A 25,323-nucleotide genomic window follows, 5' to 3' on the forward strand; every position below is an offset into this window, starting at 1 on the left:
TCCGTGAATAAGACTCGCAAATTGACGTTGACGGCCATGATTATTGCGATTGGAACACTTACAAGTAACCTATTCTATATTCCAATCGGTTTTACAAAGGTCTTTCCTATTCAACATTTTATGAATGTCATATCAGCGGTGTTGTTAGGACCTTATTATGCTGTCGCTCAGGCCTTTGGTGTTTCATTGCTTAGAAATTTGTTGGGAACAGGATCGCTTTTTGCCTTTCCGGGGAGTATGGTGGGAGCCTTGCTCGCCTCACTATTATTCTGGAAAACTAGAAAACTATATCTAGCTTTTATTGGTGAAGTAATAGGGACAGGAATCCTTGGTGCCATGCTTTCTTACCCTATAGCTACTCTTTTCCTTGGTCAAAAGGCAACATTATTTGGATTTATTCCCTTATTTATTTTCAGCTCGTTTGCAGGGGCGCTGCTAGGGTTCCTTATTCTAACAGTTTTTTTAAGAAAGAAAGTATTGATTGTTAATGAAAATGACACAACCATCAGGAATTAACGATAAGGGCGTGAACAAATGAAAGAGGATCTGCTTGGTAAAATCTCACAAGAAGTAGAAGCGAGAGAAGCGGAATTAATTGAATTGTTGTCGACACTCATTGCTTTCCCAACGGAAAGTCCTCCTGCGCGGAATACGAATGAGGTGCAGGATTTTATAAAAGGATATTTAGAAGATCTGGGATTTCACACTGATAAGTGGGATGTCTATCCGAGAGATCCTAATGTCGTAGGTGTTTTACTAGGGGACTCTCCTGATCAATTTAATAGTTTAATTGTAAATGGTCACGTGGACGTCGCTGAAGTGGGGGATTCTACAGCGTGGAAGGAGTCTCCATTTTCAGCATACTGCAAAGATGGCCATATATATGGACGTGGTGTCGCTGATATGAAGGGCGGACTTGCAGCATCACTGATTGCGATTAAACTTTTAAAAGAACTGGGAATTTCACTTCAAGGCAATCTTCAATTTCAATCCGTTATTGGCGAAGAGGTTGGGGAGGCAGGTACCCTGGCATGCATGGAAAGAGGTTATACCGCTGACTATGCGGTTGTGGTAGATACCAGTGATTTACATATTCAAGGGCAGGGCGGCGTAATTACGGGATGGATTACCATTCAAAGCAACGAGACCTACCATGATGGAATCAGAAGGAAGATGATCCATGCTGGTGGCGGCGTTCAAGGGGCAAGCGCGATTGAGAAAATGATGAAGATTATTGCTGGACTTCAAGAGTTAGAACGTCACTGGGCAATTACCAAAAGCTATGAAGGCTTTCCTCCTGGTACCAATACGATTAATCCCGCGGTGATTGAAGGTGGACGCCATGCAGCATTTGTGGCTGATCGCTGTGCGCTTTGGGTTACTGTTCATTTTTACCCAGATGAAGATTATGAAGAGGTCATCAAAGAAATCGAAGAGCATATTGGAGCAGTTGCAGCTGCAGACCCCTGGCTTCGTGACAATCCGCCTCAATTTGTGTGGGGTGGAAAATCGATGATTGTCGACCGAGGCGAAATTTTCCCTTCATTAGAAATAGATACTGAACATCCAGGAACGAAGCTATTAGCGAACTCCTTTGAAAAATTATTATCGGCCAAGCCAGAGGTTGGGATGTCCACCACGGTTACAGATGCAGGCTGGCTGGGACGTGCCGGTATTCCAACCGCCATTTTTGGACCGGGTAAATTAGAAGAGGCACATGCCGTGAATGAGAAAGTTGAAGTTAGCCAATTATTAGATTTTACAAAAGTGTTAGCCGTTTTCATCGCTGAGTGGTGCAACACGAGAAAGGAGCAGTAGGGAAATGAGATTTACCCAAAGACTTTTTGAAAAAGTAAGTGATATTTGGGGCAAAACCCATCAACATCCATTTGTTGTCGGGATGGGCACAGGGGAGTTGCCGGTTGAATCATTTATTCGCTATATGAAACAGGATTATGTGTATTTAATCGATTATTCGAAGCTATTTGCTTTGGGGGCTGTTAAAGCAACAGACGTGGAGACGATGGCGGCATTTGCGAAACTATTGGATGAGACCTTGCATGGAGAGATGGATTTGCACCGTCAGTATGCAGAGAGGTTTGGGATTACCGCTCAACAGCTGGAGGAAACCACTCCAACGCCAATCAACTTAGCCTATACCAGATATATGCTCAATGTTGCTCAAACTGGTTCACTAGCAGAACTAGTATCTGCTCTCTTGCCGTGTATGTGGAGCTATTGGGAGATTAGCAAAGTGCTAGCAAATAACTATCCTGATGCTATCGATCATCACCTCTATGGAGATTGGGTGAAAATGTACTCTTCTGATGAGTTTGGTTCATTAGCAACCTGGCTTATTGATGTATTAGATCGGTTGGCAGAGGGAAAACCAGAGCGGGAGTTAGCCATCTTAGAAGAACATTTCCTGACAACATCTCGGTTTGAATATATGTTCTGGGATATGGTTTATCAGGGAGGCGAGTGGCCTGTCTAACTCGACGATGTTATCCATTCAAGGCCTCTCTTATTCTTTTGAAAAAGAAAAGCCCATTTTTCAAGGACTTACCCTTGATGTGAGGCGAGGAGAATTTGTTTCCGTTATTGGTACCAGCGGATCAGGTAAAAGCACTCTTTTCAAATTGGTAACTGGTTTACTGGAGCCAAATCAGGGGGACATTCTGTTTGATGGTCAAAAGACCGGTAAGAGATTAGGAAGAGTTGGGTACATGCCGCAAAAGGATTTGTTGTTACCATGGAAAACCGTTTTAGAGAACGTGTTATTACCACTTGAGGTTACAAAGGAGCGTAAACAAGCGAGATTGCCAGAAATAAAAGAGTGGTTAGCGCGGTTTGGTTTAGCAGAATATGAAAGTTCCTATCCATCCGAGCTATCAGGGGGAATGAAGCAGCGTGTTGCTTTTTTAAGAACGCTGATGACGGGAAAGGAACTTCTATTATTAGACGAACCCTTTGGTGCTCTTGATTCGATGACAAAACGAAAGATGCACAAATGGTTATTAGGACTGTGGGGGGAATTACAAAAGACGGTCTTGTTTATTACCCATGATCTTGAGGAAGCGATTTTATTAAGCGACAGAGTGTATGTGCTGCAAGATACGGGAATCAAAGAACTTAAAGTCAATCTGCCGAGGCCAAGAAGTTCACAGCTAATCTATCAATCTGAGTTTTTAACGATGAGAAAAGAACTGGAGATGCTGATTCACAATGAAAGCTAGCTTGAAAAAATGGACAGAAGAGTACGGTTTGTTTTTGTTGGTGGTCCTTCTGCTTATCAGCGGATGGGAATGGGCAGTAAGGCAGGCCATGATTCCGTCATTTATTATGCCTGCTCCTTCAGCCATTTGGGGGGCTTTGCTAGAAAACAAACAGCTGTTGTTCGAAGAGCATTTGCCCGCTACCCTCAAAGAAGTTTTGATTGGTTTTGGGCTCTCCGTTATCGCTGGATTGATACTTGGGGTTGCAATGCATTTTTCCCGGTCAATAGAAAAAGTCCTTTATCCGTTCCTTGTGATCTCACAGACGGTGCCGCTTATTGCTATTTCACCGATTTTTATTATGTGGTTTGGTTATTCGATTTGGAGCAAAATTGCCGTGACCATTTTAACGGCTTTTTTTCCAATCGTCGTGAGTACGTATGATGGCTTGAAAACAGGTGGAAATGAATATCGTGAATTATTGTTAACGATGGGAGCGAGCCGCTGGACCATTTTTAAAAAAATTCAACTGCCAATGGCGTTGCCCGCGATTTTTTCAGGCTTGAAGTTGTCTGTCGTTTATTGTGTCGTCGGAGCGACGATTGGTGAATGGCTGGGTGCAAGTGAAGGTTTAGGATATTTTAGCCGGAGAATGTCTGGTAACTTACAGGCAGATTCCGTTTTTGCATCAATATTCCTTTTATCGATGTTGGGAATCTTGTTATTTTTATTAATTGGTTTATTGGAAAAACAGGTATTAAAAAATAAAAATCGTTACAACTAGAAAGGAAGAACGTAAAGATGAAAAAGAGTTTTTTGATTCTGGTAAGTCTATTGTTACTTATATTAAGTGCTTGCGGGAAAGAAACAGCCGAAAAAAGTGGCAGTTCGAAAGATAAGCTTCAAAAAGTAAGCTTAATGCTGGATTGGTATCCAAATGCGGTTCATTCGTTTCTATTTGTTGCTGAGGAGAAGGGCTATTTTAAAGAACAAGGATTAGATGTTGATATCCAAATGCCAGCAGATACCAATGATCCGCTTAAACTAGTAGCAGCTAATCAAATCGACATGGCGATGAGCTATCAACCACAGGTGCTCGTGGCACGCAGTGAGGACATCCCTGTTCAATCATTTGGTGCGATTGTCCGTCACCCGCTAAATCAACTTATGGTGCCTGCGGATGGGCCGGTTCAATCCCCTAAAGATTTAGCGGGGAAAACGATTGGCTATCCATCCATTCCGTTGGATGAAGCGATCGTAGGAACGATGGTGAAAGCCGATGGTGGAGATGATAAAAAGGTAAAAATGGTGGATGTTGGCTGGGATCTTATTCCTGCGATGGCGACGAAAAAAACGGATGCCCTAATCGGCGGCTATATTAACCATGAGAAATTATTGTTAGAAAAAGAAGGCCATCCAATGCGTACCTTAAATCCTGCTGATTACGGTGTGCCAGATTATTATGAATTAGTATTGGTCGCAAGTGAGAAGGGATTAAAAGACAAGCCAGAGGTGTTTAAAAAGTTTATGGCTGCAATCACCAAGGGGCAAAAATACGTTCAAGATCATCCTGAAGACGGTCTAACGACCTTAATGAACCATGAAGATAAAACATCACCACTAGAGAAGGATGTCGAAACAAAGAGTTTAGAAATCCTCCTCCCGCTAATGGACGCCAAAGAAAAACCATTTGGCTACCAAGACCCGCAAACATGGGAGAAAACAGCCCAGTGGCTAAAAGACAACAAAGTCATCAAAGAAACCGTCAAAGCAGAGGATGCTTTTGTAAACTATTGATTTGGCATTTTATTAAGCAAAAGACTGACCGCTGCTTTATGGCAGCGGTCTTATTATGATTGATATATGTTAGACAAAACGGGTCTAGTAATAAGGTTCATGAGATAGGCAGGGATCCGAGCGTTGGGCTTTCTTTTTTTATTTAGGAAGGAAATGATGGTATCAGCCTTTTTAATCCCGACTCCATGGCCATAGTATTGGTCTTCAGCCATGAAAATCACATTTTCGGCACGCCAATGGGATTCATTGGGATTGACGTCTGGATTATTAAAATGCACGATATCACCGGGGATGAAATCATCCCCATATTTTTGGGTAAGCCTTAAATCGTTATCAAATTGCCAATCCAATAAGAGAAGGCCGTCAAAAAGGAGGTTAAACCTTCTGCTTCCAATGGTATAAAGGGCAGCAAGATATAAGACAATCGCAATTCCTGTTGAACAATCAAACGCATAAAGCTTTCCATTCTTTAAGACATCAAGAAGGGCTTCCGTGGGGCTTACATTTGGCTTTATGAGGAAACCGCCATTATTTAATCGAGTCCAATACTTTTTATTGCAAAAGGCATATTCAAAGGTCGTAAACTGTACCTTACTATTATTAAGGTCCCGTGCGGCCTTTAGCGTATTTGTTCGAAACAGCAGCACAAATTCCAATTGACTAATTGACTGGTACTGAAAAATTTCTTTGGATTTGTCCATTCTAGTAATGATGTCTTTCTGTTCTTTTGTTGTAAGGATGTTACTGAGATCGTCCACGTGAATCGTTTCCTGATTAATTTTAATCATTTCTATTCACCTCATTCCTTCTACACCAACTCCTTCTTAAAAGTATGAAACTATCACCCTAATGTTTACAACAATTGAAACAATTGATTTAGTTTGGATGCAATTTTTTAAAAATTATTATATGTACGCATCTGTCTTTAATGTTTTTACTTATATTAAAATAATTTTTAGACTGATTTTTCTAGGAAAATTGAACGTTTAATTCAAATTTTTGGCACCACAAGGACAAAGGGTTAGGGCAAATTACCTACAAAATTTTACAATAGAAATAATAATTTCCTTGAATGCATTTGCATTGTGTACAACCTTCTGTTATAGTAAGGGAGAATTATTTTTGTTGGTCGGTAAGGAATAAAAGGCGTAACTGCTTTTTGTCTGGAAGATTTGAACAAGGGTAGTAATTTTATTGTGTGCGCAGCACACAGCAGGAGGATACAACAAATGGAACAAGGTAAAGTTAAATGGTTTAATGCAGAAAAAGGTTTTGGATTCATCGAGCGCGAAGCTGGAGACGACGTATTCGTACACTTCTCTGCTATCCAAGGCGAAGGTTTCAAATCTTTAGACGAAGGTCAATCAGTTACGTTTGAAGTAGAACAAGGCCAACGTGGACCACAAGCTACTAACGTACGTAAAGCTTAATCTAAACCACATAAATGTACGGAAAAGGCTCTCATGTAGAGCCTTTTTTTAATTTCTTAAAAAAGATGGGGAGAAGAGGTCGAAAAGCCCTTTTCCCTTTTTTATTGTAATACTTTAAAATATAATGAATCTAAGTACATAACGGAAGGAAGTGGCAGGATGATCATCCAGCGGCCTCAATTGGAGCAATCTGAATTAACAAAGTATATTCCACCAAAAGGTGACTATGAATCGTTTCGTGACAACGACCATTATAAAGAGAAATTGAAGGAATGGGGATTATCCTCTGCGCGCGAAGCGAAAAAAGAATTCTGGTACAAGGATCGAAATTATCAGCGCCTGGTGACTATTAAGGGTTACGAAACTTATGGAAATGCAATGGACATTAACACCCTAGTGATTGAGTTCCAAGACGGAAATCTTACATGTATCCACCCCGCTTATTTAAAAGAAATGCAGCAATCAAGCTTTGGAAAAGAAAGCTTATTAACTTTTGATGAAAAAGAAACGCCTGACAAAGATGGTTCACCAGCTGAGGTGAATATACTTGGTGAGGTCATGACAGAAGATACATCTACAGCGGCAGAAAAACCTGTTAAACGGGAAGCGGCACCAAAAGCAGCAAAAGCGAAGGAACCAAAACCGAAGAAAGCAAAGGCTCCTAAACTTGATCTCCCGGTTGATAAGGTGCATTTTACGGCTAGCGTCAAACAGTTCGCACTCGTTTACAATCCATTTAATGAAGAAAATGATGAGGTGGTCGTCCTTGAAAATGTACAGGTCGTCTCAGAAGAAAATCCTCTTGAAGTCGGATTAGCCTGGTGCAGCCATAGCAAGACACTCAAAAAGTTTGAACTGGCTATCGGTGATGAGCTTGAATTTGATGGGAAGGTGGCTGCCAAGAAACTTGGAAAAGGGAAAGATGTGGAAGAAGAATTCTTAGTGGATGTTCCTGTTTTGTATAAAGTCAATAATCCGTCGAAAATCGTAAAGAAATAGGACGCTCTTCCTAGAGGTCCTATTTTTATTTTCCTTCTTTTTGAAGTTGGGACGAAATCCAAATGAAAATGATAAAAAGGATCGAAAAAGGTAAATGGTAACGATTACATCGGATTTCACAAATTGTTCACATTCCTATATACTATGTTCTGTTGACAACGGACCCGACTTTCATGAGAGTTGAAAGTCATCTAAACAAGTGTGTGAAAATAGTTGTGTTAATACTGAAGAAATAAATATAGATAAACAAAGGGAGAGGTGCAAAGTTTGAATTTAAGTAAAATTAAATATTCATGGTTTGGAAATATCAAAGGCGATCTATTAGCAGGTATTGTTGTCGCACTTGCGCTGGTTCCAGAAGCGATTTCATTTTCGATCATTGCTGGTGTTGACCCTATGGTTGGGCTATACGCATCAATTTGTATCGCGATAACTATCGCATTTGTAGGCGGAAGACCAGGGATGATTTCAGCTGCAACAGGTGCCACCGCCTTATTAATGGTGAATCTAGTGAAAGATCACGGGTTGCAATATTTATTGGCAGCAACGATTCTAACTGGTGTCATCCAAATCATCATGGGGACTTTAAAGCTGGGGCGATTAATGAAATTTGTCCCGCGGTCCGTCATGACTGGCTTTGTTAATGCCCTGGCGATTCTGATTTTTGCGGCACAATTACCTCATTTCGTGGGGGAATCATGGCAAATGTATGCCATGGTTGCAGGTTCGCTTGCAATTATTTATATTTTACCCCGCTTTACGAAAGCCGTCCCTTCGCCATTGGTTGCGATTATTGTAATTACAGCGATTGCTGTTTTTTCAGGCAGTGATGTTCGTACAGTCGGGGATATGGGGAAATTAACATCGCAATTACCTGTATTTTTAATTCCTGATATTCCCTTTAACTTTGAAACACTACAGATTATTTTTCCTTATTCATTATCAATCGCCATTGTTGGACTTGTGGAATCACTACTGACGGCAACGATTGTCGACGATTTGACAGATACCGAGAGTGACAAGAATAAAGAAGCCGTTGGACAAGGGATTGCCAATATTGTTTCCGCATTTTTTGGCGGTATGGCCGGCTGTGCAATGATCGGACAGTCTGGCATAAATGTTAGATCAGGCGGGAGGGGGAGATTATCCACTTTTGTCGCTGGTGCGTTTTTGTTAATCTTGATTGTTTCATTAAGAGAATTCCTCATCCAAATTCCGATGGCTGCACTAGTGGGTGTTATGATCATGGTGTCGATTGGAACCTTTGATTGGTCCTGCTTAAAGTCATTCAAAAAGGTCCCCATTACGGATACTATTGTTATGATTGTGACGGTTATTATCGTTATAGAAACTCATGACTTGTCTAAAGGGGTTTTAGCAGGAATTATTTTAAGCGCCATATTTTTTGCTTCCAAGATCTCTAAAGTAAGAGTGACAGGTCTTTCACCAAAGGGCTCGACTAAAAAAATATATCAGGTGTCAGGTCAACTTTTCTTTGCTTCTGTAACTGACTTTGTTAACAGTTTTGATTATAAAGAAAACGTTAGTGAAATTGACCTCGACCTTTCCAACGCCCATCTTTGGGATGACTCTGCTGTGGGTGCAATTGATAAAGTTGTGTTAAAGTACCATCAACATGGAGTAATTGTAAATTTAGTAGGCTTAAATGCTGAAAGCAATAAATTAATTGATAGACTCGCCGTGCACAACAAGCCGGGTGGACTTGGAAAAGTGGTTGGTCATTAAATAAATTGACTTCATTTAATTATTTCTAGGTGTAAGTGTAAAAAGGGAATTGCAACGGCATTCCCTTTTTTTTTCGATAAAGGATATGTTCTTTTAATCGCGCATTGCTCCTGCCTCACGGGATGTCATGGCACCTTTTCCTTGGCTTACATCTTTTTGAATTTCTTGTTTCACTTTTTGTACATCCGTTCCTGCAAATTCGGGTTGCATAATGGAACCTAAATTCTCTTTTGTTTGTTGATCCTGTTGCATACAAAACCTCCTCAGTTTTTGGTGTAACCTTCTTATTTTTTACATCCACCCTCATTTTATTTAAAAAAATAGGAACATTCTGAATGTGTTTTTATAACATGGTCTCTTTAATGGCTCTCCAAATAAAATGAGGAATATTCATCCAATATAGAGTATAATGAAGGTTCGGATTTTTATTTTTCAAGGAGAATCTATATATGAAGCAAACCTTTACCTTAAAGGAAAAAACAAAGCAAATATGTATCTTGTTAATTCCAATCTTAATTACACAGCTTGGCATGTTTTCGATGGTGTTTTTTAATACAATTATGTCGGGGAAGTACAACTCTACGGCGTTAGCTGGAGTCGCGATTGGCTCCTCCATTTGGAGTCCCATTTTTACTGGGATAAGCGGGATTCTTCTTGCTGTTTCACCCATTGCCGCCCAACGCTTTGGGGAAAAAAAGAGCCATGAAGTTGCATCCGTTGTGAAGCATGGAATTTATCTTTCAATATTGATTGCGCTAGTAGTTATCCTCTTTGGATTTTTTTTGTTAGACCCTATTTTAGACAAAATGAATCTAAATGCTGGTGTTCGAGATACTGCTTTTCATTACCTAATCGGACTTAGCTATGGAATTCTGCCATTATTTATTTTTAATGTACTACGATCATTTATCTATGCCCTTGGCAAAACACGAGTCATCATGATCATCATGCTTTTGTCGCTGCCATTGAATTTCTTTTTAAATTATGTGCTCATTTTTGGAAACTTAGGCTTCCCAGACCTTGGTGGGGCGGGGGCAGGTTATGCAACCTCAATAACGTACTGGGGGATTATGGTAATGACTGTGTTTATCGTCAGAACCAAAGAACCTTTCTCATCGTACCCGATATTTGCCGATTTCAAAGAATTTTCGTGGGATAAATGTAAGGAGATACTAAAGATCGGCGTGCCAATGGGCCTTTCAACGTTCTTTGAAACAAGCATGTTCGCAGTGGTTACGATTCTATTAAGTAAGTTTAATGTCACCACGATTGCTGCCTATCAATCAGCCTTAAATATCGTTTCCTTTTTGTATATGATACCAATTAGTATTTCGACAGCACAAACGGTTCTTGTTGGATATGAGGTAGGGGCTCGTCGCTATAAAGATGCGAAACAATACAGTTGGCTGGGGATTTATTTAGCGATCTTGATTGCGGTTGTCACCGGTTTATTTGTCGTGGTTTTCCGATATCAAGTAGCAGGTTTTTATTCGAATGAAACCGAAGTAATTAATTTAACGGCTAATTTCTTAATCTTTGCGTTGTTTTTTCAAATTTGTGATGCGATTCAGGCTACGGCACAAGCAGCCTTAAGAGGCTATAAAGATGTCAACCTAGCCTTTATTATGACATTAATCGCTTATTGGTTAATCTGTCTTCCGGCAGGATACCTGCTTGCCCATTACACGGGGCTGGGAGCAAGAGGCTACTGGCTCGGGCTAACATTCGGCCTCCTCGCCGCAGGAATAGCCCTTTCCATTAGACTTATCTACATCCAAAAACGGAAATTTGTCAACAAAGCAGTTAGTAGTAAGGTGTGACCAATTGAAACGAAAAAAAATGTAATGGTGTTCTTGCCATTACATTTTTTTATTTTTTGCCCTACGATTTTTGATTAATCTTCTAATGAAAAAAATACCTCCGGCTAGTGCAAATAAATTTAATGAATCACCGAGGTTAATAGTTAAATGGAACGTATTGTTTACTCGAACATCATTTTTATTATTATTTGAACCTGGTTTTTGATTAATCTTTCTAATTTCCCTCACAAAATAGCACCCCCACATTAAATATAGTATAGTCAAATTCACAAAAAATTCCAACATAAATAGGGGAGCTACTTGATATTCTACTAATCTACAAAATAATGACGCCATTCTTAAGGAGAATGACGTCTGTTAAAATATCAATATAGTTTTTTTAGATTAAATAGTTTAGAGAAGAAAGTTTGATTTTTATCAGTAATCTTTAATTCTTCCATAATTAGTTTTTCTTGATTGGTATTAATCCATTTTTGTAATTCTTGCTTGTCTTTACAAAGCGTATAATATGTTTCTCCACCTTTTCCAAGTGCGTTGACAACATATCTACAAGTGTTCGCCATAATGTCCACCTTTAATTAAAATTAGTTTCATATATGGATTATAACAGGCTTCAAAAAATAGTCCATCATTATTTTTCCCCATTTTTTTCAAATAAAAAAGACACTATAAATAGAAATTAGTGTCTCTTAAGTAATAGAAGGTAGTTAAACGTTTTCAGTAGGCTTTTGTTTAAATGTTATCCGCCAGGCTTTTTTATGCATAGTGATCGACAACCAGAACAACATCACAGCGATCACAGGGTGAGCAGCTGCTGCCCAAGGTAAAATAGATATAATATTCGCCGTGAAATACATCACGAAAATCAGTCCAAAGAGTGCATGACTTTGCCACATAGCCCAGCGCGGCAATTTGCCTACAAACGACATCACTAGCATTAAAATTGGAATAACCTCAAATAAGTGCACGAATCCTTCATGGAATGCCCAATTGCTAGGATTCACAAAAACAGCTAAGCCTGCCAAGAACACCTGTGCAACAATACAACAGACAAACAGGCTGCATAATAAAGCAAAACTAATCCTTCCTACACGAAATCTTTGTGGTGTATCATTTTTCTCCATTTATTATTTCCCCTATCCAACCAATAATTCTAGTTTAACAAGTTTTTCATAGGGGCAATATGAACCGGAGGTGTATATTATTCTAAGTCTGTGGTCTTATCTAAAGGCACGATTGATCCTCCGGAAGGATGAAGATGTTCCAGTTCGTACTAGGTAAAGAAAGCTGACAGTATTTTTCTGAGCCCCTATTTACCGAATCAACGTAAAAAGACGACTAACTGTTAATGGAAGAGTCTCCATTTACCGCTACAGCGAAAAAAAGATCCATAACGGTTAATGAAAGAGGTCTCCATTTACCGCTACAGCGAAAAAAGATCCATAAGGGTTAATGAAAGAGGTCTCCATTTACCGCTACAGCGAAAAAAGACCCTCAACGGTTAATGGAAGAGTCTCCATTTACCGCTACAGCGAAAAAAGATCCATAACGGTAAATGAAAGAGGTCTCCATTTACCGCTACAACGAGAAAAGACCCTCAACGGTAAATGAAAAGAGTCTCCATTTACCACTACACCGAAATTGTCGCTCCAACGGTCAATAAAACCATTGGTAATAAGGCACTCAAGCAAAAGCAGAGACTTACTCACCAGACTTAACACATTAGGATTTAGATAATGATGGTGAATGATTTTCTTTTGCTTTCTAAAATGGTCAAGTTTATATTAGAAAGCACAAACATAAAGTAACTTTAAATAAAAACTTTTTACCCCCGTATCTTTTCATCCAACTTAAAACGTTTATAGGGTAGAGAGTGCAAAAGGAGTGAAATCAATGTCACACGAGCTAGAAATTGACTGCATAGATGGAGAGCAAGAAATTGGGTTTGCGGAGGAATTTTGGATGGAGAATTATCCAAAACTTCGACGCTATTGTCATTTTCTCGCCCAAAATGGTTGGGACGGAGACGAAATCGCACAGGAGACGTTTATAAAGGCTCTAAAATATGAAGGCCGCCAGCAAAAGGTGACGAAAGCTTTACTAAACAAGATTGCCTATAATCATTGGATTGATCTGCTTCGAAAAAGAAAAAATGAAACCATAGAGGCTGATCCCGATTTGGCGAATGAAGCTATACTTCATCAATTGGATGCGACCGCAGAAACAGTTGAAATACTCCTCAGAAATTTCACACCCAACCAAGCAATCATCTTTTTGTTAAAAGAAGGGTTTCAATACCAATTGAAGGAAATTGCAGCGATAGTAGATTCTACAGAAATGGCAGTGAAGGCCAATCTTCATCGCGCCAAAAAGCGGCTTGAAAAGGCAAACGAAGAGAGGCAGTTTCATTCAGTGGATTTATTTTGGAATGAGGAAGAAAGGGAGTGGCTATCAGATCTATTTTATGTAGCATTGAAAAATCAAGATCCCACCATCCTCATTCAATCGATTCGTTCGCGATTAATTACCAGTGAAGCCCCTAAACTTGTTTCGGGTAATATATGTACCAAACATACTTTCACTCCTTCAAGCACTCTCTGTATGGCTGCTTAGCCAAATCGCTTTCAAGGAGGGATTGGAATGAGTACCATTCCATACGTAATTGAACAATCGAATCGCGGGGAACGTTCATATGACATATACTCCAGACTATTAAAGGATCGAATTATCATAATTGGTGATGAAATAAATGAACATACGGCCAATAGTGTTGTGGCCCAATTATTGTTTTTAGCAGCAGATGCACCGGATAAAGAAATTTCACTGTATATCAATAGCCCAGGTGGTTTAACCACTGCGGGTTTCGCCATCTTTGACACGATGCAATATATTAAGCCAGATGTGAGGACGATTTGTACAGGAATGGCTGCTTCTTTCGGGGCGATGCTACTTCTTGCAGGTAAGAAAGGAAAACGTTATGCCTTGCCAAATAGTGAAATTATGATCCATCAGCCATTAGGAGGGGCAAAAGGGCAGGCAACGGAAATTGAAATTTCTGCACGAAGAATCTTAAAGCTCAGAGAGCACATCAATCAAATTATTTCAGAACGGACCGGCCAACCGCTTGAAAAAGTAGCAAAGGATACAGATCGAGATTATTTTATGAGTGCCGAGGAAGCGAAAGAATATGGGATTATTGATGAGATTCTCTATCCGAAATGAATTTGAAGTTAGTTTCAAAATTCCGCTAAATTCGGAACTATTACTAGCAAAAACCCAGGTAATAGGTTAATATTTTCCAATAAAAGGTCCTAAGGGGGATGTTGTTTGGAAATAAAAATCGATGATTTAACCGGAACAGATGTTGCAAAATTGATAGGTGAACATCTTCACAATATGAAACAGAATTCACCGCCGGAAAGTATCCATGCCCTAAATCTTGATCAATTGCAAAAACCGGAGATTACTTTTTGGAGTGCATGGGAAGGGAAGGAATTACTTGGGTGCGGGGCTTTAAAAGAACTTGATACCAAACATGCGGAAATCAAATCAATGCGAACTTCATCCTTGCACCTAAGAAAAGGAGTAGCTAAACAGATGCTCCAACATATTGTTGAAGAAGCAAAAAAGCGCGGATACAACAGACTAAGTTTAGAAACGGGTTCAATGGATGCTTTTGAGCCTGCCAGGAGGCTCTATGCCAGGTTCGGGTTCCACCCTTGTCAACCGTTTTCGGATTATACCGAGGACCCCAATAGCGTATATATGACAATGGAATTATGAGGATGTTGCCAGGAACCAATTATGGATCATGAATTGAAAGCAGTTATTAAAAAATAAATAGAAAAAGGAGTTGATTTCCTGACATTAGCAGGTAATCAACTCCTTTTTTATCAACTAGCATAATTGGGCCCAAAATGTCGAGCGATCTTCCACATTATTTTCAATGATGGCGTAGGCAGCATTCGTAATGGCTTGTGAAAGGGTTTTACCGGTGGCATGGATATCATTGAAGCTAGCCTCAGATTCTCCATTAGATGTAAATGTATAGCCATAATCCTTTAATCTGTCAACAATGAGCATGGCATGGTCTAGGTTATGCTCAGGTTGAAAATCAGATTCATGAATGAACATAGCTTTATCATAATCATACCAACGATCCCATCGATTTAACTTCCATCCCAGAATTCTACGTGCAATTGAATCAGTTTTGTTCATATCAGTTACCCCTTCTCTCCCATTTTTAATTTTGATTTTTCTGTTATGTAACAGATTTTAAATTGTAATTATATTGTATAACACAATAATTGATTTTACTACTATTTATTCGAATTTTTAAAAAATATTTTACTATTGAGGATTGCTTATTTGGGCATTATATTTGATGATTAATGTTATAATTTGGATAGTAGAGGGGGTATTTAATGGAAACTTCTAACAAAGATTCAAATCAGTAAAATGCGCCTACTTATATTAATTGGTGTCGTAATCTATCAACTAATCGATTTTTTTTACACAATAAAATAAAAAAAGAGGTGGTCAGTTCACCTCCAAGGATTCGGTCCTTTATTACTTTTCTCGATGCGGGTACATTTGGTGCCATTGCTGCCATGTACCATGTGGATGTTGATGATGCCACTGCTGCCAAGGCACCCAAGGATGTTGTTGGTGCCATTGATGGTGAGTACCATGAGGATATTGGTGATGCCACTGTTGCCAAGGCATATATGGATGTTGTTGGTGCCATTGTTGCCAAGTTCCATGAGGATGTTGGTGATGCCACTGCTCCCAAGGCATAAATTGAGATTGTGATTGACCATGACCGTGAGTCATTCATTTCACCTACTTTATCATAAATTCTATATAGCTTATGCAAAGCATTTTTTTAAGGGTATATTTCTAATGAATTTAGGCAGGATTTCCGAATATTGAAGCTTGTGTGATACATAACACGGCTGACCATACTAAGAAAATGTGTTCATAAAAAGAACGCACATATTAGATATTAAATCTAACATGTACGTTCTATATTCATCTTTATCGTTTTTTCTTTTTGGAATTATCGACAACAAATTTACTCTTCTTAACGACCTCTAAGATAACTTGAACATGAACATGTAGTTCATCTACATTTTTAACACTGGATACCGTTGCTTTACGCCCTTTAATTTTTAACTCTTCACCTTCGGTTGGAACACGTTGAAGCAGCTGAGTTAATAAAACATTATTGTTTTCAATAAAATGAACAGCGTACATGTTGGTCTCACCTATTTCTTTTGGTATGTGATTCATAAAAATGCTCATATAAAATATATGAGTTAGATGATGAGCACATTACAAAATAAAAAATATTTGAAACGAGTACCCGTATGGGTTGAGTATGGAAAATCAACATGCATCTATAAATAGACAATAGGATAACTATGAATTTAGGTAAGTATTAAACAGATTGGGGGAATTTATATGAGTGGGATTGCAAATACACCAGAACCACCATACTACGCCGTTATTTTTGCTTCACAGCGCACAGAAGGGGATAGGGGGTATGGAAGAATGGCGGACAAAATGGTAGAGTTAGCTTCACAGCAAAAAGGATTCCTAGGTGTAGAGAGTGCGAGGGATGAGCAGTTAGGAATTACGGTTTCCTATTGGGATACCTTAGAATCCATCAAAGAATGGAAGGAAAATACTGCCCATAAGGTCGCACAAGGAAAAGGAAGAAGGGAATGGTATAAAAACTTTTCTCTCAGAGTATGCCGTGTTGAGAGACATAGCTTTTTCGAAATGTAAATTTCATTTATGTAAATGAGTTAAAGTTAATTTAATAAGTTTCATCTGCCATCGAGGCAGGTGAAACTTAGTTTTTTATTAGACCAATATCTTCACATCTATAATCCTTACAAAACGGACTAAAGATGAATCAATCTTAAACGTGCCTTGGTCATTCTTTATGATATGGTATTTGTTTTGATTCAGCTTTTCAACGACTTCTTGTTCAACATCTTCTTTTTTGACATTAGATTCTTTAATCAATTTTTCAATAATTATCTCGTGATCAAATGTATAACATACTGTATATTCTTTCAAACTAATTACCCTTTCTTTAATTAATATGTAGATATTATTTCTTTTCGACTTTGACTAACCCGTTGCCTAAATTATTCTTATCGAAATAACATATAACGACCTCATGAATTTGTATCTTTTCACCTGAAAGGATGTTCTTAGAAGAAAAAATTATATCTGTTCCGTCCTCACTTTTTCCATAATATTGATTCCCTTTAATTTTAGTAATCTTATATTCTACTGTAGTGTATTTAGATGAAACTTCGTTTTTAGATATTGAATCATTAACAGGAGCTGAAGTATGATTTCTTACTAATACTAAAGCTAATAATATTGATGAGAGCACCAAAAGGATGATTACTCTTTTAAACATTGAATCTCAACCTCCTTCTATGTATTTTAAGAGATAAGCTGGGAAAGTAAATCCTCCTATTTTCCTTAGGTCTTTAGATCTATATAGAAATTCAAGCCCAAACGAAATGTAATTAGTGAGAATAAGACAGGTCACTGAAAAGTAATAAGCTTCAGCGCTAGGCAGAAGCTTATTTTACCTTTTTTACATATATTTCAAATGCTGATCCCCAAAAAAACCCTTCAAAATATATTCTCCATCAGGGACATTCAGTCTTTTATAACCCAGTAAGAACTCTTTATTGTCATAAGGTACTTCTCTAAAAGCAACGGAAACTTCTCCTTGATTACCTATTATAAGCACAGCATAGGCTGCTAATGGCTGATAATTGCAGCCCAACGAGCTTGGATTGAGATATAGTCGGCCGTTGGATTTAAAGTGGTGGATCACGTGATGGTGTCCAAAACAAACGATATCGGCAGTAGATGTACGGTAATGTTCATCAAGCTTTGCTTCGGTTGGTTCCTTATCTAAGGGGATAAACACCTGTTGGTCACTTAAATGGTAATGAACAAAAAACAATCTCTTATCATTGTATACCGCATCTAAAGTCACAGGAATCTCATCTAAAAACGGAATAAACTCCTTGTCAATGTGAGCAGCAATCCATTTATGATGGACTTTCTCTTTCCCTCTGCTATAGGGTTCTCTACCAGCAATGATATCCAGAATCGCTTCATCGTGGTTTCCCATGACAAACGAAATATCAGTACGTGAAGTCAAGAGCCGAAGAACCTCGTTTGTCTCATACCCAATCCCAATCAAATCCCCTAAACAATAAATATGTTCCGTCGTTTGATCCTTATCAATATCATCCAAAACCGCTTTTAAGGCTGAATAATTCCCATGAATATCTGTAATGATAGCTATTTTATGTTCCATTTTTTTATCTCCGTTTTTCATATAGTTTAACTACTTGTATCCAAAAAAATACAATTAATTGAAACTATGTATCTAAGGAGTATTTACGGTCTTTCCTATCCCGACTTTAAAAATCCACCTAAGAATGGGAGGAACGACAAAGTAAATAAAAAGGAGGCGAAAGATTTGATAGCCCGTCACCATGGATAAATCGGCATGGATGACATGCGCGAGAATTCCCATCTGATCCATGCCCCCAGGAGCTAGGGCTAAAAAACTAGTGGCATGGCTAATATGATAAAAACTAACGAGCAGCATACTTAACCCAATGGAGACAAGAATCATAACCATCCCACTTATGAGTGCAAGTGAAATAATTTTTGTTTTATGTTCGAGTTTCTCGGGTTTTAATAATAGCCCAATGTAAGCTCCAATAAATAATTGGGAGGCATCCAGCAAGGATGGGGGTAACGATGGCCCATGTGCCCCAATTAAATTGAAGATGGCTGTTCCTATTATTGGCCCTAATAAATACGGGGTAGGAAAGTGAAGTTTTCTAGCAAGTAATGCACAAACCACACAAATCAACCCAAACCAAATAATGGTTGGAAAAAAGGGCCCAGTGGAGACAGCACCACCAGTAACTATGTTAGGAACTGTGTTGGAAGTATTATTAAACAGCGGTCCAAAGATAAGAAAGGGAACAAAGAAAATGATCATTATCAATCGAGCAACTTGGAGAAACGTCACGGTTGTTATGTTAATTCCTTTTAATTCTTCTGCAAATATTATCATTTGAGAAAGCCCGCCAGGAATACTGCCAATCAAGACGGTCGGATAATCGACTCCAGACAGTTTGGATACGACAAAAGCGATTCCAGCACAACAACAAACGAGCAATACCGTCATCAGCAACATAGAAGGCAGTTTTGCCACAATTTCCAGCAGTGCTTCTTTTGAAAACGAGAGGCCGATGGAATATCCAACTATAACTAAGCCGGTATCTCGAATCATCCTTGGCCAGTAAAACTGAACTTTTCCGAACCGAGAGCCAATTAATAATGCGGTCATTGGTCCAAGGAGCCATGGAATCGGTGAATGGATTATGGAAAATAAAGCCCCTCCAATTAATGCGGTTACCAATGTTACACAAAAACGAAGCCTTTTATCGTCAATAGTAAATTTCATCAAAGAAGACCCTTCTGTCTAAATAAAATGTTTACTTGTTACGTCCCAAAAATAATTTTATCATGATGTGGAAATTATATCTAAACTTAAGTAATTTAGGGTTAATCTACACATAATAATGGAGAAGTTATCCAATATATTCTTAAAAGGAGAGGAATATATGAAAGCACCAGTTATATTTGGACTCGGTATTACCTTCTTCTTATTCGTCCCACTAGGAATCTATACGAATATCTTCCCGTTTGTCACGATTGGTTTAACAGGCGCGGGTTTATCCTTTATTTTATATAGTTTAAAAATAAAAAACGACTGGAAAGGTTTTAACAGGGTGCAAAAATTACCCATTATTGGTTCATCAGTTGTTTGGATTTATCGTTTAGGTATTCTTGGACTTGGTGCTGTAGCCTTATATAGTGCTTCTTCTTTTTGGGCGGATTCACCAGCATACATTAAAAAAAATTACGCAAAAATAGAAGGGATTCCTTCCAAAATTGTTTATGAGAAAGCTACATCCAAAGGTCAAATAGAAGGAACGATTACGGTTATCATCAATAATAAACGACTAAGCATTGCTCCAAATCCACGTTATCCAATCAAAAACAGTGTGGAAGGCCGCCATTTCCTGATAAACTACTTGCCAAACACCGAATGGGTCATGGATTATTCAATCGAATGAATGAAAAAAACTAGGAAAATCACGTACTGTTTCCTAGTTTTTTCGTTCGTTAATTTAATTGTGTCTGGTGAACGACTTCTTTTCGTTTTTCAATGATAATTAATCCACCCAATAACCCTAGAAGGGAGAAAAGTGCAGGGATGATAAAACCATAATGGTAGCCGACACTGATTGCAGATGAATGGAAATGGTCTAATACTTTCCCGAAAATACTTGGTAATAGAACTGCGCTTAAAAATCCACCCATATTGGCAAAACCAGAAACCACTCCGACCTCTTTGATATCAAAAGATTTTCTGACAATCGCAAAGGTTAAGGCACTAGCCCCGTTTCCATATCCAATAACAAAGAAAATAATCGTAAGCATCAGGAGAGGCGGCTTTCCGTTCATGATTAAAAATGACACCCAGGATAAAGCAATAATACAGTGAACAACAATATAGATTCGTTTAATGGAGTCTAAGCGGCTAGAAATCCAGCCAGTTAACGGAGCACCAATAATTGCTCCGATGAGACCGATCATAATCAGCTGACTTGAATCTGAACGAGACAACCCATAAACATGCATCCCATAAGGGACAGCCCAAGAACCAATAAATCCTACATACGTACCAACAGCACCAAAGTGACAAAAGAAGGCGGCCCATGCCTGACGGGTGGTAAAAATGCGGCGTAATAAAACCAGTGTTTTTTCACGAGGTTTCTTAGGCTTATTACTAGCAGTACTTTTCCACGTCATTTTCTTAGGTTTTTTAATAAGCACGATATATAGAAGAACGCTGCAAAGAACCAACATTATTCCTGCTGTTAAAAAAGGTACGCGCCATCCGGATAGCGTTATCCATGACGAAAGGGGCACGGTCGCTAACAAAAAGCCAAAACTTCCAGCCATTCCCGCGACACCCAGTAATCCTACAAATTCTCTTACTTTAAACCATTGACTGAGGATTAAAACTAAATTAACCCATATCGCCGCATCACCCATACCTACCAAAAATCTAGCCAAAAGAAATACGACTTCATGTGAGGCCGTACTATAAATTAATGTACCTATCCCTGTAAGCAGTGCCCCAATAACTAGAAAGAAATTTGGACCAAATCGATCGGACAAGATCCCTACCGGAATTTGTAAGCCAGCATACGCAAAGAATTGAATACTTGCCAATAATCCAATCGTAGAAGCGGTTATGTTAAAATCTTTCATTAATTGGTCGGAAATCAATCCAGGAGCCGTTCGTTGACTCACAATTAATAAATACGTTAATAAGACTGACACAAAAACGACCCATCGATACTTGCTATTTTGTTTTTCCAATGATCTCTACTCCTGTTAGCTATAATTTTTTTATTATACTACATAAATTTGGATTTTTGTCTTTTAAGGTACTGACTTTGTTTAGTGCTACTATTATATTGATATTATTAATTTGGTAGTAAAAAAGTCCTACAATACTAACGCACTAACTTTAATTAGGAAAGGCTCATTTTATCATGAAAATGATGTAAACTCATATACTTAGTTTACACCATTATTAAAGGGGGAATTGGTTCATGAATCAACAAACCTTAATATTGGATTTAGATGACACCTTAATTCATTGCAATAAATATTTTGTAGAATCGAGAAACAGATTTGCAAATGTGATGAAGAAATGGTTTACATCGGTATCAAAGCAAGAAATTCTCGAAAAGCAATCTGAAATTGACATAAAAGGCGTGGAAAAAAACGGCCTGCATTCATCCTTATATACGCAATCCTTAGTGGCAACCTATCGGTATTTTTGCCTAAGATTTGGAAGAAGACTGAAGGGGGCTGAAATTAATCAAATTCAAAAAATTGGTCAAAGTGTTTTTCAACGAAAGGTAAAACCGTTTCCATATATGTATGAAATCCTGGATACCTTACTAGCTGAAGGACATCAATTGTTATTATTTACAGGAGGGGATGAAGCCAATCAAAGGAGAAAGATTACTCAATTGAGGTTAACGGATTACTTTGAGGACAGAATCTTTATATTTGAACATAAAAACACCGATTCACTGCAGCAGATTCTAAATAATATCAACACAGATAAAAAGTGTACTTGGATGATTGGAAATTCACTCAAAACGGACATCAAACCGGCGCTTGAACTGGGAATCAATGCGATCCATATACCTGCTGAGATCGAGTGGAGCTATAATATTGTCGATATCGAAATCGAACCAAGCGGGACTTACGCTCAATTAAAATCACTTGTACATTTGCCGGAGTTTATCAGAGAACAAGCATATAATACTGCATTAAATAGGGGAAGGAATTCTGTCAAAGAAATACTGTCAATTTATTTAAATAAAGAGGTTCAAGCCTAAACATTGAAGTAGAGTGGTTTCCTTTCGGGAGCCACTCTTTATTTGTTTAAAAAGTTAATTTGTTAGAATAGTAGTTATGGCTGATTTAGAGTATAATAAACTTATCTATCTTAGTAAGGAGATACCTACATGAGCATTAAACAAAAGTATAATTTTTTTCAACGTTTTGGACGTGCTTTTAAGTTAAATATAATTAAACTGCTCAGGTCTCCTGGTGGAGCCAAAAAAGTATCCTTAGGATTTGCACTTGGCCTTGGCTTAGAAATGTTGGTTCTGTCAACAGGATCACTTATCTATATATTATTTGTTCCAATTGTCCGTTTAGCGAAAGGTTCATTACCTGCATCGATTATTGGAAATGTGATCGGAAAATTAACACTGCTCCCGGTTATTCTATTACCTTTTGCAAAAACATTAGGGAAATTTCTATTTCCAATGAAGGTTCATTTCGGGAACCATTCCTCATTTTCGTTTAAAAAATTAATCCATGGCGATTTTCATACGCTTGTAAGTATCCTTCATGGAGGAATTCATACGTTAATAGGAATGTCCATATTTGGGTTAATTCTTGGTATTTGTTCTTATTTTATTGTGTATCATTTTTATGAAAAGGAAAAAGCCAAAAGGCAAAAAAGAAGAAAAGATAAACGGGAAGTTCTTCTTAATTCAATCAATCAGAACTATATTTAAGTAGTGTTGCTAGGAAAACGTCTTCAATGGAAGGGGTTTTCTTTTTTAATTTGGACTAATCTTTTCTGGAGAATGTACATATTAATAGTTGAGGTGAAAATTGTGGAAATTTTACATTCGAAATTTGATTTACATACCCATCATGAGCGGTGCGGTCATGCGCGCGGAAAAATACAAGATTATATCGAAGCCGCCATTGAAAGAGGATTAAATGTGATCGGTATCGCTGATCATTCTCCATACTTCAGCAGTGAGGAGGATCAACTCCATCCCAACATCGCCATGGCAAAAAGCGCATTTCCCGAATATATTAATGAAGTCCTTCAATTGAAACAAATGTATAGAGAGAAAATCGACGTGCTGCTTGGGGTAGAGTCTGATTTCTTTCCTGAGTCCGTTGAGATTTACCGCTCCTGTTTTGAGCCGTATCCTTTTGACTACATCATTGGATCTGTTCACTATGTGGACGGAGTAAGTATTTTTAATAAAAAGCGATGGAACGGCTTAACAGAAAAAGAAAGGATCAAGTCGAAAGAAAATTACTACTCGCTGATTGAGCAATCCGCACGAAGTGGTCTGTTTCAAATCCTCGGCCATATTGATGCCATGAAAGGATTTTATCCTGCTTTTTCTTCCATTCAGACAGCTGCGGTTGAACATACCCTAAAAGTGATTGGAGAAAATGATATTGCAATTGAAATCAACACCTCTGGAAAAACCAAGGACGTTGGCGGCTGGTATCCGTCGGACGATATTCTCGAAATGGCTCTACACTATGGTGTGAAAGTAACCTTTGGATCCGATGCCCATGATCCGCATCGAGTTGGGGACGATTTTGATCTAGTTCAGCAGCGTCTCAAGGAAATTGGGTTCAAGGAATGGGTTTATTTTAAGAACAAAGAGAGAATGATTGTCAGGATTTAGACGGCCGGTCGTTTGATTTATTCAATAAAACGCCCTTCACATTCATTTAGAAAAATGAATTGTGGCGGGTGTTTTTTTGTTGCTCAAAATTGTCTAGAATTTTGCTTTCCATTATGATGAATAAGGGGGAACCTTAATGTTTGCAATGGAGGAAAAAAATGAAATTCAAAAAACGATTAAAAAGACTCGGACTATTTTTGATTTTATTAATTGTATTTATGTTCTTTAATAATAGCTCTTTATTAACGAAGGATCGTAAGGGTGAGCCATTCTTGCTGGCACATCGCGGGCTTGGCCAAACTTTCACTATGAAAGGGATCGAGTGGGATACATGTACAGCGGAGCGCATTTATAAACCAGAGCATCCCTACTTAGAAAACACGCTTTCCTCGATGAAGGCTGCCTTTGATGACGGTGCTGATCTAGTCGAATTAGATATAAAACCAACAAAAGATGGTCAATTTGCCGTGTTCCATGACGGAACCCTTGAGTGCCGCACAAATGTGAAAGGGTCTACCAAAGACTACACGATGGCAGAATTAAAAAAGCTAGATATTGGTTACGGATATACAGCTGATAATGGTAAGACTTTTCCGTTTCGGGGAAAAGGTGTGGGCTTAATGCCTTCACTTGACGAAGTGATGACCCAATTCCCTGATCAACCCTTTCTGATACATATTAAAAATGCGGATCCAAAAGAGGGGTCGATGCTTGCTGGATTTCTATCGAAACTAGCGGATAAACGTCTTGATCAGCTTACTGTGTATGGTGATGATCAACCAATTGCTGCATTAAAACAAGAGCTTCCAGAACTACGAGTGATGTCTATGGCTACACTAAAAAGCTGTTTGATCCCATATTTAGGAGTGGGATGGACAGGTTATATCCCATCAGCGTGTAAGAACACACAATTACATGTTCCAGAAAAATATGCACCACTTTTATGGGGCTGGCCGAATAAATTCTTAAATCGGATGGATGAAGTAAATACCAGAGTCATAGTGGTCGCAGGTGATGGAGGGTGGTCTGAAGGATTTGATTCAGCGGAAGATCTAAAACGACTTCCAGATCACTTTACTGGAGGCATATGGACGAATCGGATTGATAGAATTGCCCCGTTAGTTAAAGCAGGGCAATAGTCTATGTT

The 25,323-nt window shown here is 38.5% G+C and carries 32 protein-coding genes; 20 read left to right on the top strand and 12 right to left on the bottom strand.

Going from position 1 to position 25,323, the window contains the following annotated elements:
• Positions 1-3: 3 nt before the first annotated feature.
• Genes thiW through ACE198_RS21955 form a run of 6 tightly spaced genes read left to right on the top strand, consistent with a single transcriptional unit; the run spans position 4 to position 5,012 of the window.
• The gene (gene thiW, locus ACE198_RS21930) at positions 4-516 is read left to right on the top strand and encodes an energy coupling factor transporter S component ThiW (protein WP_375377031.1); all 513 of its coding nucleotides are present in this window, start codon (positions 4-6) and stop codon (positions 514-516) included.
• 18 nt (positions 517-534) lie between these two features.
• Positions 535-1,818 (top strand): acetylornithine deacetylase, encoded by a 1,284-nt coding sequence (locus tag ACE198_RS21935; RefSeq protein WP_375377032.1) that lies wholly within the window; start codon positions 535-537, stop codon positions 1,816-1,818.
• Between the two features lie 4 nt (positions 1,819-1,822).
• Positions 1,823-2,494, top strand: coding sequence for a thiaminase II (gene tenA, locus ACE198_RS21940; protein ID WP_375377033.1), 672 nt, complete (start codon positions 1,823-1,825; stop codon positions 2,492-2,494).
• A gap of 7 nt (positions 2,495-2,501) precedes the next feature.
• The gene (locus ACE198_RS21945) at positions 2,502-3,236 is read left to right on the top strand and encodes an ABC transporter ATP-binding protein (protein WP_375377034.1); all 735 of its coding nucleotides are present in this window, start codon (positions 2,502-2,504) and stop codon (positions 3,234-3,236) included.
• Positions 3,226-3,999 (top strand): ABC transporter permease, encoded by a 774-nt coding sequence (locus ACE198_RS21950; RefSeq protein WP_375377035.1) that lies wholly within the window; start codon positions 3,226-3,228, stop codon positions 3,997-3,999. Before ACE198_RS21945 ends, ACE198_RS21950 begins: the two co-directional genes overlap by 11 nt.
• A gap of 17 nt (positions 4,000-4,016) precedes the next feature.
• The gene (locus ACE198_RS21955; RefSeq protein WP_375377036.1) at positions 4,017-5,012 is read left to right on the top strand and encodes an ABC transporter substrate-binding protein; all 996 of its coding nucleotides are present in this window, start codon (positions 4,017-4,019) and stop codon (positions 5,010-5,012) included.
• A 53-nt stretch (positions 5,013-5,065) separates the two neighbouring features.
• On the opposite strand, the gene ACE198_RS21960 is transcribed toward ACE198_RS21955, so the two are convergent.
• Positions 5,066-5,800: a protein-glutamine gamma-glutamyltransferase gene (locus tag ACE198_RS21960; protein WP_098575395.1), complete on the bottom strand. Its 735-nt coding sequence runs from the start codon at positions 5,798-5,800 to the stop codon at positions 5,066-5,068.
• 441 nt (positions 5,801-6,241) lie between these two features.
• On the opposite strand from ACE198_RS21960, the gene ACE198_RS21965 reads away from it, so the two are divergent.
• The 3 genes from ACE198_RS21965 to ACE198_RS21975 all read left to right on the top strand — a co-directional run bounded on the left by ACE198_RS21965 (position 6,242) and on the right by ACE198_RS21975 (position 9,187).
• Positions 6,242-6,442: a cold-shock protein gene (locus tag ACE198_RS21965; protein WP_026567057.1), complete on the top strand. Its 201-nt coding sequence runs from the start codon at positions 6,242-6,244 to the stop codon at positions 6,440-6,442.
• A 159-nt stretch (positions 6,443-6,601) separates the two neighbouring features.
• The gene (locus ACE198_RS21970; protein ID WP_098575396.1) at positions 6,602-7,441 is read left to right on the top strand and encodes a hypothetical protein; all 840 of its coding nucleotides are present in this window, start codon (positions 6,602-6,604) and stop codon (positions 7,439-7,441) included.
• Between the two features lie 267 nt (positions 7,442-7,708).
• Positions 7,709-9,187: a SulP family inorganic anion transporter gene (locus ACE198_RS21975; RefSeq protein ID WP_375377037.1), complete on the top strand. Its 1,479-nt coding sequence runs from the start codon at positions 7,709-7,711 to the stop codon at positions 9,185-9,187.
• Positions 9,188-9,280: 93 nt separating this feature from the next.
• Here the strand turns inward: ACE198_RS21975 and ACE198_RS21980 are convergent, their stop codons facing one another.
• The gene (locus ACE198_RS21980) at positions 9,281-9,439 is read right to left on the bottom strand and encodes a hypothetical protein (protein WP_375377038.1); all 159 of its coding nucleotides are present in this window, start codon (positions 9,437-9,439) and stop codon (positions 9,281-9,283) included.
• 197 nt (positions 9,440-9,636) lie between these two features.
• Here ACE198_RS21980 and ACE198_RS21985 point away from each other — a divergent pair, with 197 nt between their 5' ends.
• Entirely contained in the window at positions 9,637-11,007 is a 1,371-nt protein-coding gene (locus tag ACE198_RS21985) for an MATE family efflux transporter (RefSeq protein WP_098575397.1), read from the top strand.
• Positions 11,008-11,046: 39 nt separating this feature from the next.
• On the opposite strand, the gene ACE198_RS21990 is transcribed toward ACE198_RS21985, so the two are convergent.
• From ACE198_RS21990 to ACE198_RS22000, 3 genes are all read right to left on the bottom strand, one after another.
• Positions 11,047-11,235 carry a hypothetical protein gene (locus ACE198_RS21990; RefSeq protein WP_251461525.1) on the bottom strand — a complete coding sequence of 63 codons (189 nt, stop codon included), beginning with the start codon at positions 11,233-11,235 and terminating at the stop codon, positions 11,047-11,049.
• Between the two features lie 137 nt (positions 11,236-11,372).
• Positions 11,373-11,570, bottom strand: a complete 198-nt coding sequence (locus tag ACE198_RS21995; RefSeq protein WP_098575398.1) for a hypothetical protein — start codon at positions 11,568-11,570, stop codon at positions 11,373-11,375.
• A gap of 144 nt (positions 11,571-11,714) precedes the next feature.
• Positions 11,715-12,131, bottom strand: a complete 417-nt coding sequence (locus tag ACE198_RS22000) for a DUF6220 domain-containing protein (RefSeq protein ID WP_251461523.1) — start codon at positions 12,129-12,131, stop codon at positions 11,715-11,717.
• A 769-nt stretch (positions 12,132-12,900) separates the two neighbouring features.
• On the opposite strand from ACE198_RS22000, the gene ACE198_RS22005 reads away from it, so the two are divergent.
• The 3 genes from ACE198_RS22005 (at position 12,901) to ACE198_RS22015 (ending at position 14,790) form a co-directional block, all read left to right on the top strand.
• Positions 12,901-13,620, top strand: a complete 720-nt coding sequence (locus ACE198_RS22005) for a sigma-70 family RNA polymerase sigma factor (RefSeq protein WP_375377039.1) — start codon at positions 12,901-12,903, stop codon at positions 13,618-13,620.
• Positions 13,621-13,647: 27 nt separating this feature from the next.
• Complete coding sequence (gene clpP, locus ACE198_RS22010; protein ID WP_166260093.1) at positions 13,648-14,229, top strand: ATP-dependent Clp endopeptidase proteolytic subunit ClpP; 582 nt, start codon at positions 13,648-13,650, stop codon at positions 14,227-14,229.
• Between the two features lie 105 nt (positions 14,230-14,334).
• Positions 14,335-14,790, top strand: a complete 456-nt coding sequence (locus ACE198_RS22015; RefSeq protein ID WP_375377040.1) for a GNAT family N-acetyltransferase — start codon at positions 14,335-14,337, stop codon at positions 14,788-14,790.
• Positions 14,791-14,904: 114 nt separating this feature from the next.
• Here ACE198_RS22015 and ACE198_RS22020 read toward each other — a convergent pair whose 3' ends face one another.
• Positions 14,905-15,225, bottom strand: a complete 321-nt coding sequence (locus ACE198_RS22020) for a BC1872 family protein (RefSeq protein ID WP_375377041.1) — start codon at positions 15,223-15,225, stop codon at positions 14,905-14,907.
• A gap of 317 nt (positions 15,226-15,542) precedes the next feature.
• Between ACE198_RS22020 and ACE198_RS22025 the strand changes: the two genes are divergently transcribed.
• Entirely contained in the window at positions 15,543-15,806 is a 264-nt protein-coding gene (locus ACE198_RS22025; RefSeq protein WP_375377042.1) for a hypothetical protein, read from the top strand.
• 238 nt (positions 15,807-16,044) lie between these two features.
• Here ACE198_RS22025 and ACE198_RS22030 read toward each other — a convergent pair whose 3' ends face one another.
• A complete protein-coding gene (locus ACE198_RS22030) occupies positions 16,045-16,263 on the bottom strand; it encodes a hypothetical protein (RefSeq protein WP_375377043.1) in 219 nt (72 codons plus the stop codon).
• Between the two features lie 207 nt (positions 16,264-16,470).
• Here ACE198_RS22030 and ACE198_RS22035 point away from each other — a divergent pair, with 207 nt between their 5' ends.
• Positions 16,471-16,797 (top strand): antibiotic biosynthesis monooxygenase family protein, encoded by a 327-nt coding sequence (locus ACE198_RS22035; RefSeq protein ID WP_375377044.1) that lies wholly within the window; start codon positions 16,471-16,473, stop codon positions 16,795-16,797.
• A gap of 78 nt (positions 16,798-16,875) precedes the next feature.
• Here ACE198_RS22035 and ACE198_RS22040 read toward each other — a convergent pair whose 3' ends face one another.
• The 4 genes from ACE198_RS22040 to ACE198_RS22055 all read right to left on the bottom strand — a co-directional run bounded on the left by ACE198_RS22040 (position 16,876) and on the right by ACE198_RS22055 (position 19,534).
• The gene (locus tag ACE198_RS22040) at positions 16,876-17,094 is read right to left on the bottom strand and encodes a hypothetical protein (protein ID WP_375377045.1); all 219 of its coding nucleotides are present in this window, start codon (positions 17,092-17,094) and stop codon (positions 16,876-16,878) included.
• Between the two features lie 34 nt (positions 17,095-17,128).
• Positions 17,129-17,446: a hypothetical protein gene (locus ACE198_RS22045; protein ID WP_375377046.1), complete on the bottom strand. Its 318-nt coding sequence runs from the start codon at positions 17,444-17,446 to the stop codon at positions 17,129-17,131.
• Between the two features lie 183 nt (positions 17,447-17,629).
• The gene (locus tag ACE198_RS22050) at positions 17,630-18,367 is read right to left on the bottom strand and encodes a metallophosphoesterase family protein (RefSeq protein ID WP_375377047.1); all 738 of its coding nucleotides are present in this window, start codon (positions 18,365-18,367) and stop codon (positions 17,630-17,632) included.
• A gap of 72 nt (positions 18,368-18,439) precedes the next feature.
• Entirely contained in the window at positions 18,440-19,534 is a 1,095-nt protein-coding gene (locus tag ACE198_RS22055) for an AbrB family transcriptional regulator (RefSeq protein WP_375377048.1), read from the bottom strand.
• A gap of 160 nt (positions 19,535-19,694) precedes the next feature.
• On the opposite strand from ACE198_RS22055, the gene ACE198_RS22060 reads away from it, so the two are divergent.
• Positions 19,695-20,210: a hypothetical protein gene (locus ACE198_RS22060; RefSeq protein ID WP_375377049.1), complete on the top strand. Its 516-nt coding sequence runs from the start codon at positions 19,695-19,697 to the stop codon at positions 20,208-20,210.
• Positions 20,211-20,259: 49 nt separating this feature from the next.
• On the opposite strand, the gene ACE198_RS22065 is transcribed toward ACE198_RS22060, so the two are convergent.
• The gene (locus tag ACE198_RS22065) at positions 20,260-21,525 is read right to left on the bottom strand and encodes an MFS transporter (protein ID WP_098575411.1); all 1,266 of its coding nucleotides are present in this window, start codon (positions 21,523-21,525) and stop codon (positions 20,260-20,262) included.
• A 236-nt stretch (positions 21,526-21,761) separates the two neighbouring features.
• On the opposite strand from ACE198_RS22065, the gene ACE198_RS22070 reads away from it, so the two are divergent.
• The 4 genes from ACE198_RS22070 to ACE198_RS22085 all read left to right on the top strand — a co-directional run bounded on the left by ACE198_RS22070 (position 21,762) and on the right by ACE198_RS22085 (position 25,315).
• Positions 21,762-22,562 (top strand): HAD family hydrolase, encoded by an 801-nt coding sequence (locus ACE198_RS22070; protein WP_375377050.1) that lies wholly within the window; start codon positions 21,762-21,764, stop codon positions 22,560-22,562.
• 129 nt (positions 22,563-22,691) lie between these two features.
• Positions 22,692-23,252: a DUF2062 domain-containing protein gene (locus ACE198_RS22075; RefSeq protein WP_375377051.1), complete on the top strand. Its 561-nt coding sequence runs from the start codon at positions 22,692-22,694 to the stop codon at positions 23,250-23,252.
• Positions 23,253-23,354: 102 nt separating this feature from the next.
• Positions 23,355-24,176: a histidinol-phosphatase gene (locus ACE198_RS22080; RefSeq protein WP_375377052.1), complete on the top strand. Its 822-nt coding sequence runs from the start codon at positions 23,355-23,357 to the stop codon at positions 24,174-24,176.
• A gap of 158 nt (positions 24,177-24,334) precedes the next feature.
• Positions 24,335-25,315 (top strand): glycerophosphodiester phosphodiesterase family protein, encoded by a 981-nt coding sequence (locus tag ACE198_RS22085; protein WP_375377053.1) that lies wholly within the window; start codon positions 24,335-24,337, stop codon positions 25,313-25,315.
• Positions 25,316-25,323: the final 8 nt, after the last annotated feature.

The organism is Neobacillus sp. KR4-4, from assembly GCF_042136325.1.
Taxonomy (GTDB): Bacteria; Bacillota; Bacilli; order Bacillales; family Cytobacillaceae; genus Neobacillus.

Bases quoted from the DNA above. Each gene is read 5' to 3' on its own strand.
- ACE198_RS21935 (WP_375377032.1), top strand. From the start codon at position 535: ATGAAAGAGGATCTGCTTGGTAAAATCTCACAAGAAGTAGAAGCGAGA.
- tenA (WP_375377033.1), top strand. From the start codon at position 1,823: ATGAGATTTACCCAAAGACTTTTTGAAAAAGTAAGTGATATTTGGGGC.
- ACE198_RS21945 (WP_375377034.1), top strand. From the start codon at position 2,502: ATGTTATCCATTCAAGGCCTCTCTTATTCTTTTGAAAAAGAAAAGCCC.
- ACE198_RS21950 (WP_375377035.1), top strand. From the start codon at position 3,226: ATGAAAGCTAGCTTGAAAAAATGGACAGAAGAGTACGGTTTGTTTTTG.
- ACE198_RS21955 (WP_375377036.1), top strand. From the start codon at position 4,017: ATGAAAAAGAGTTTTTTGATTCTGGTAAGTCTATTGTTACTTATATTA.
- ACE198_RS21960 (WP_098575395.1), bottom strand. From the start codon at position 5,800: ATGATTAAAATTAATCAGGAAACGATTCACGTGGACGATCTCAGTAAC.
- ACE198_RS21965 (WP_026567057.1), top strand. From the start codon at position 6,242: ATGGAACAAGGTAAAGTTAAATGGTTTAATGCAGAAAAAGGTTTTGGA.
- ACE198_RS21970 (WP_098575396.1), top strand. From the start codon at position 6,602: ATGATCATCCAGCGGCCTCAATTGGAGCAATCTGAATTAACAAAGTAT.
- ACE198_RS21980 (WP_375377038.1), bottom strand. From the start codon at position 9,439: ATGCAACAGGATCAACAAACAAAAGAGAATTTAGGTTCCATTATGCAA.
- ACE198_RS21985 (WP_098575397.1), top strand. From the start codon at position 9,637: ATGAAGCAAACCTTTACCTTAAAGGAAAAAACAAAGCAAATATGTATC.
- ACE198_RS21995 (WP_098575398.1), bottom strand. From the start codon at position 11,570: ATGGCGAACACTTGTAGATATGTTGTCAACGCACTTGGAAAAGGTGGA.
- ACE198_RS22000 (WP_251461523.1), bottom strand. From the start codon at position 12,131: ATGGAGAAAAATGATACACCACAAAGATTTCGTGTAGGAAGGATTAGT.
- ACE198_RS22005 (WP_375377039.1), top strand. From the start codon at position 12,901: ATGTCACACGAGCTAGAAATTGACTGCATAGATGGAGAGCAAGAAATT.
- clpP (WP_166260093.1), top strand. From the start codon at position 13,648: ATGAGTACCATTCCATACGTAATTGAACAATCGAATCGCGGGGAACGT.
- ACE198_RS22020 (WP_375377041.1), bottom strand. From the start codon at position 15,225: ATGAACAAAACTGATTCAATTGCACGTAGAATTCTGGGATGGAAGTTA.
- ACE198_RS22030 (WP_375377043.1), bottom strand. From the start codon at position 16,263: ATGTACGCTGTTCATTTTATTGAAAACAATAATGTTTTATTAACTCAG.
- ACE198_RS22035 (WP_375377044.1), top strand. From the start codon at position 16,471: ATGAGTGGGATTGCAAATACACCAGAACCACCATACTACGCCGTTATT.
- ACE198_RS22045 (WP_375377046.1), bottom strand. From the start codon at position 17,446: ATGTTTAAAAGAGTAATCATCCTTTTGGTGCTCTCATCAATATTATTA.
- ACE198_RS22050 (WP_375377047.1), bottom strand. From the start codon at position 18,367: ATGGAACATAAAATAGCTATCATTACAGATATTCATGGGAATTATTCA.
- ACE198_RS22055 (WP_375377048.1), bottom strand. From the start codon at position 19,534: ATGAAATTTACTATTGACGATAAAAGGCTTCGTTTTTGTGTAACATTG.
- ACE198_RS22060 (WP_375377049.1), top strand. From the start codon at position 19,695: ATGAAAGCACCAGTTATATTTGGACTCGGTATTACCTTCTTCTTATTC.
- ACE198_RS22070 (WP_375377050.1), top strand. From the start codon at position 21,762: ATGAATCAACAAACCTTAATATTGGATTTAGATGACACCTTAATTCAT.
- ACE198_RS22075 (WP_375377051.1), top strand. From the start codon at position 22,692: ATGAGCATTAAACAAAAGTATAATTTTTTTCAACGTTTTGGACGTGCT.
- ACE198_RS22085 (WP_375377053.1), top strand. From the start codon at position 24,335: ATGAAATTCAAAAAACGATTAAAAAGACTCGGACTATTTTTGATTTTA.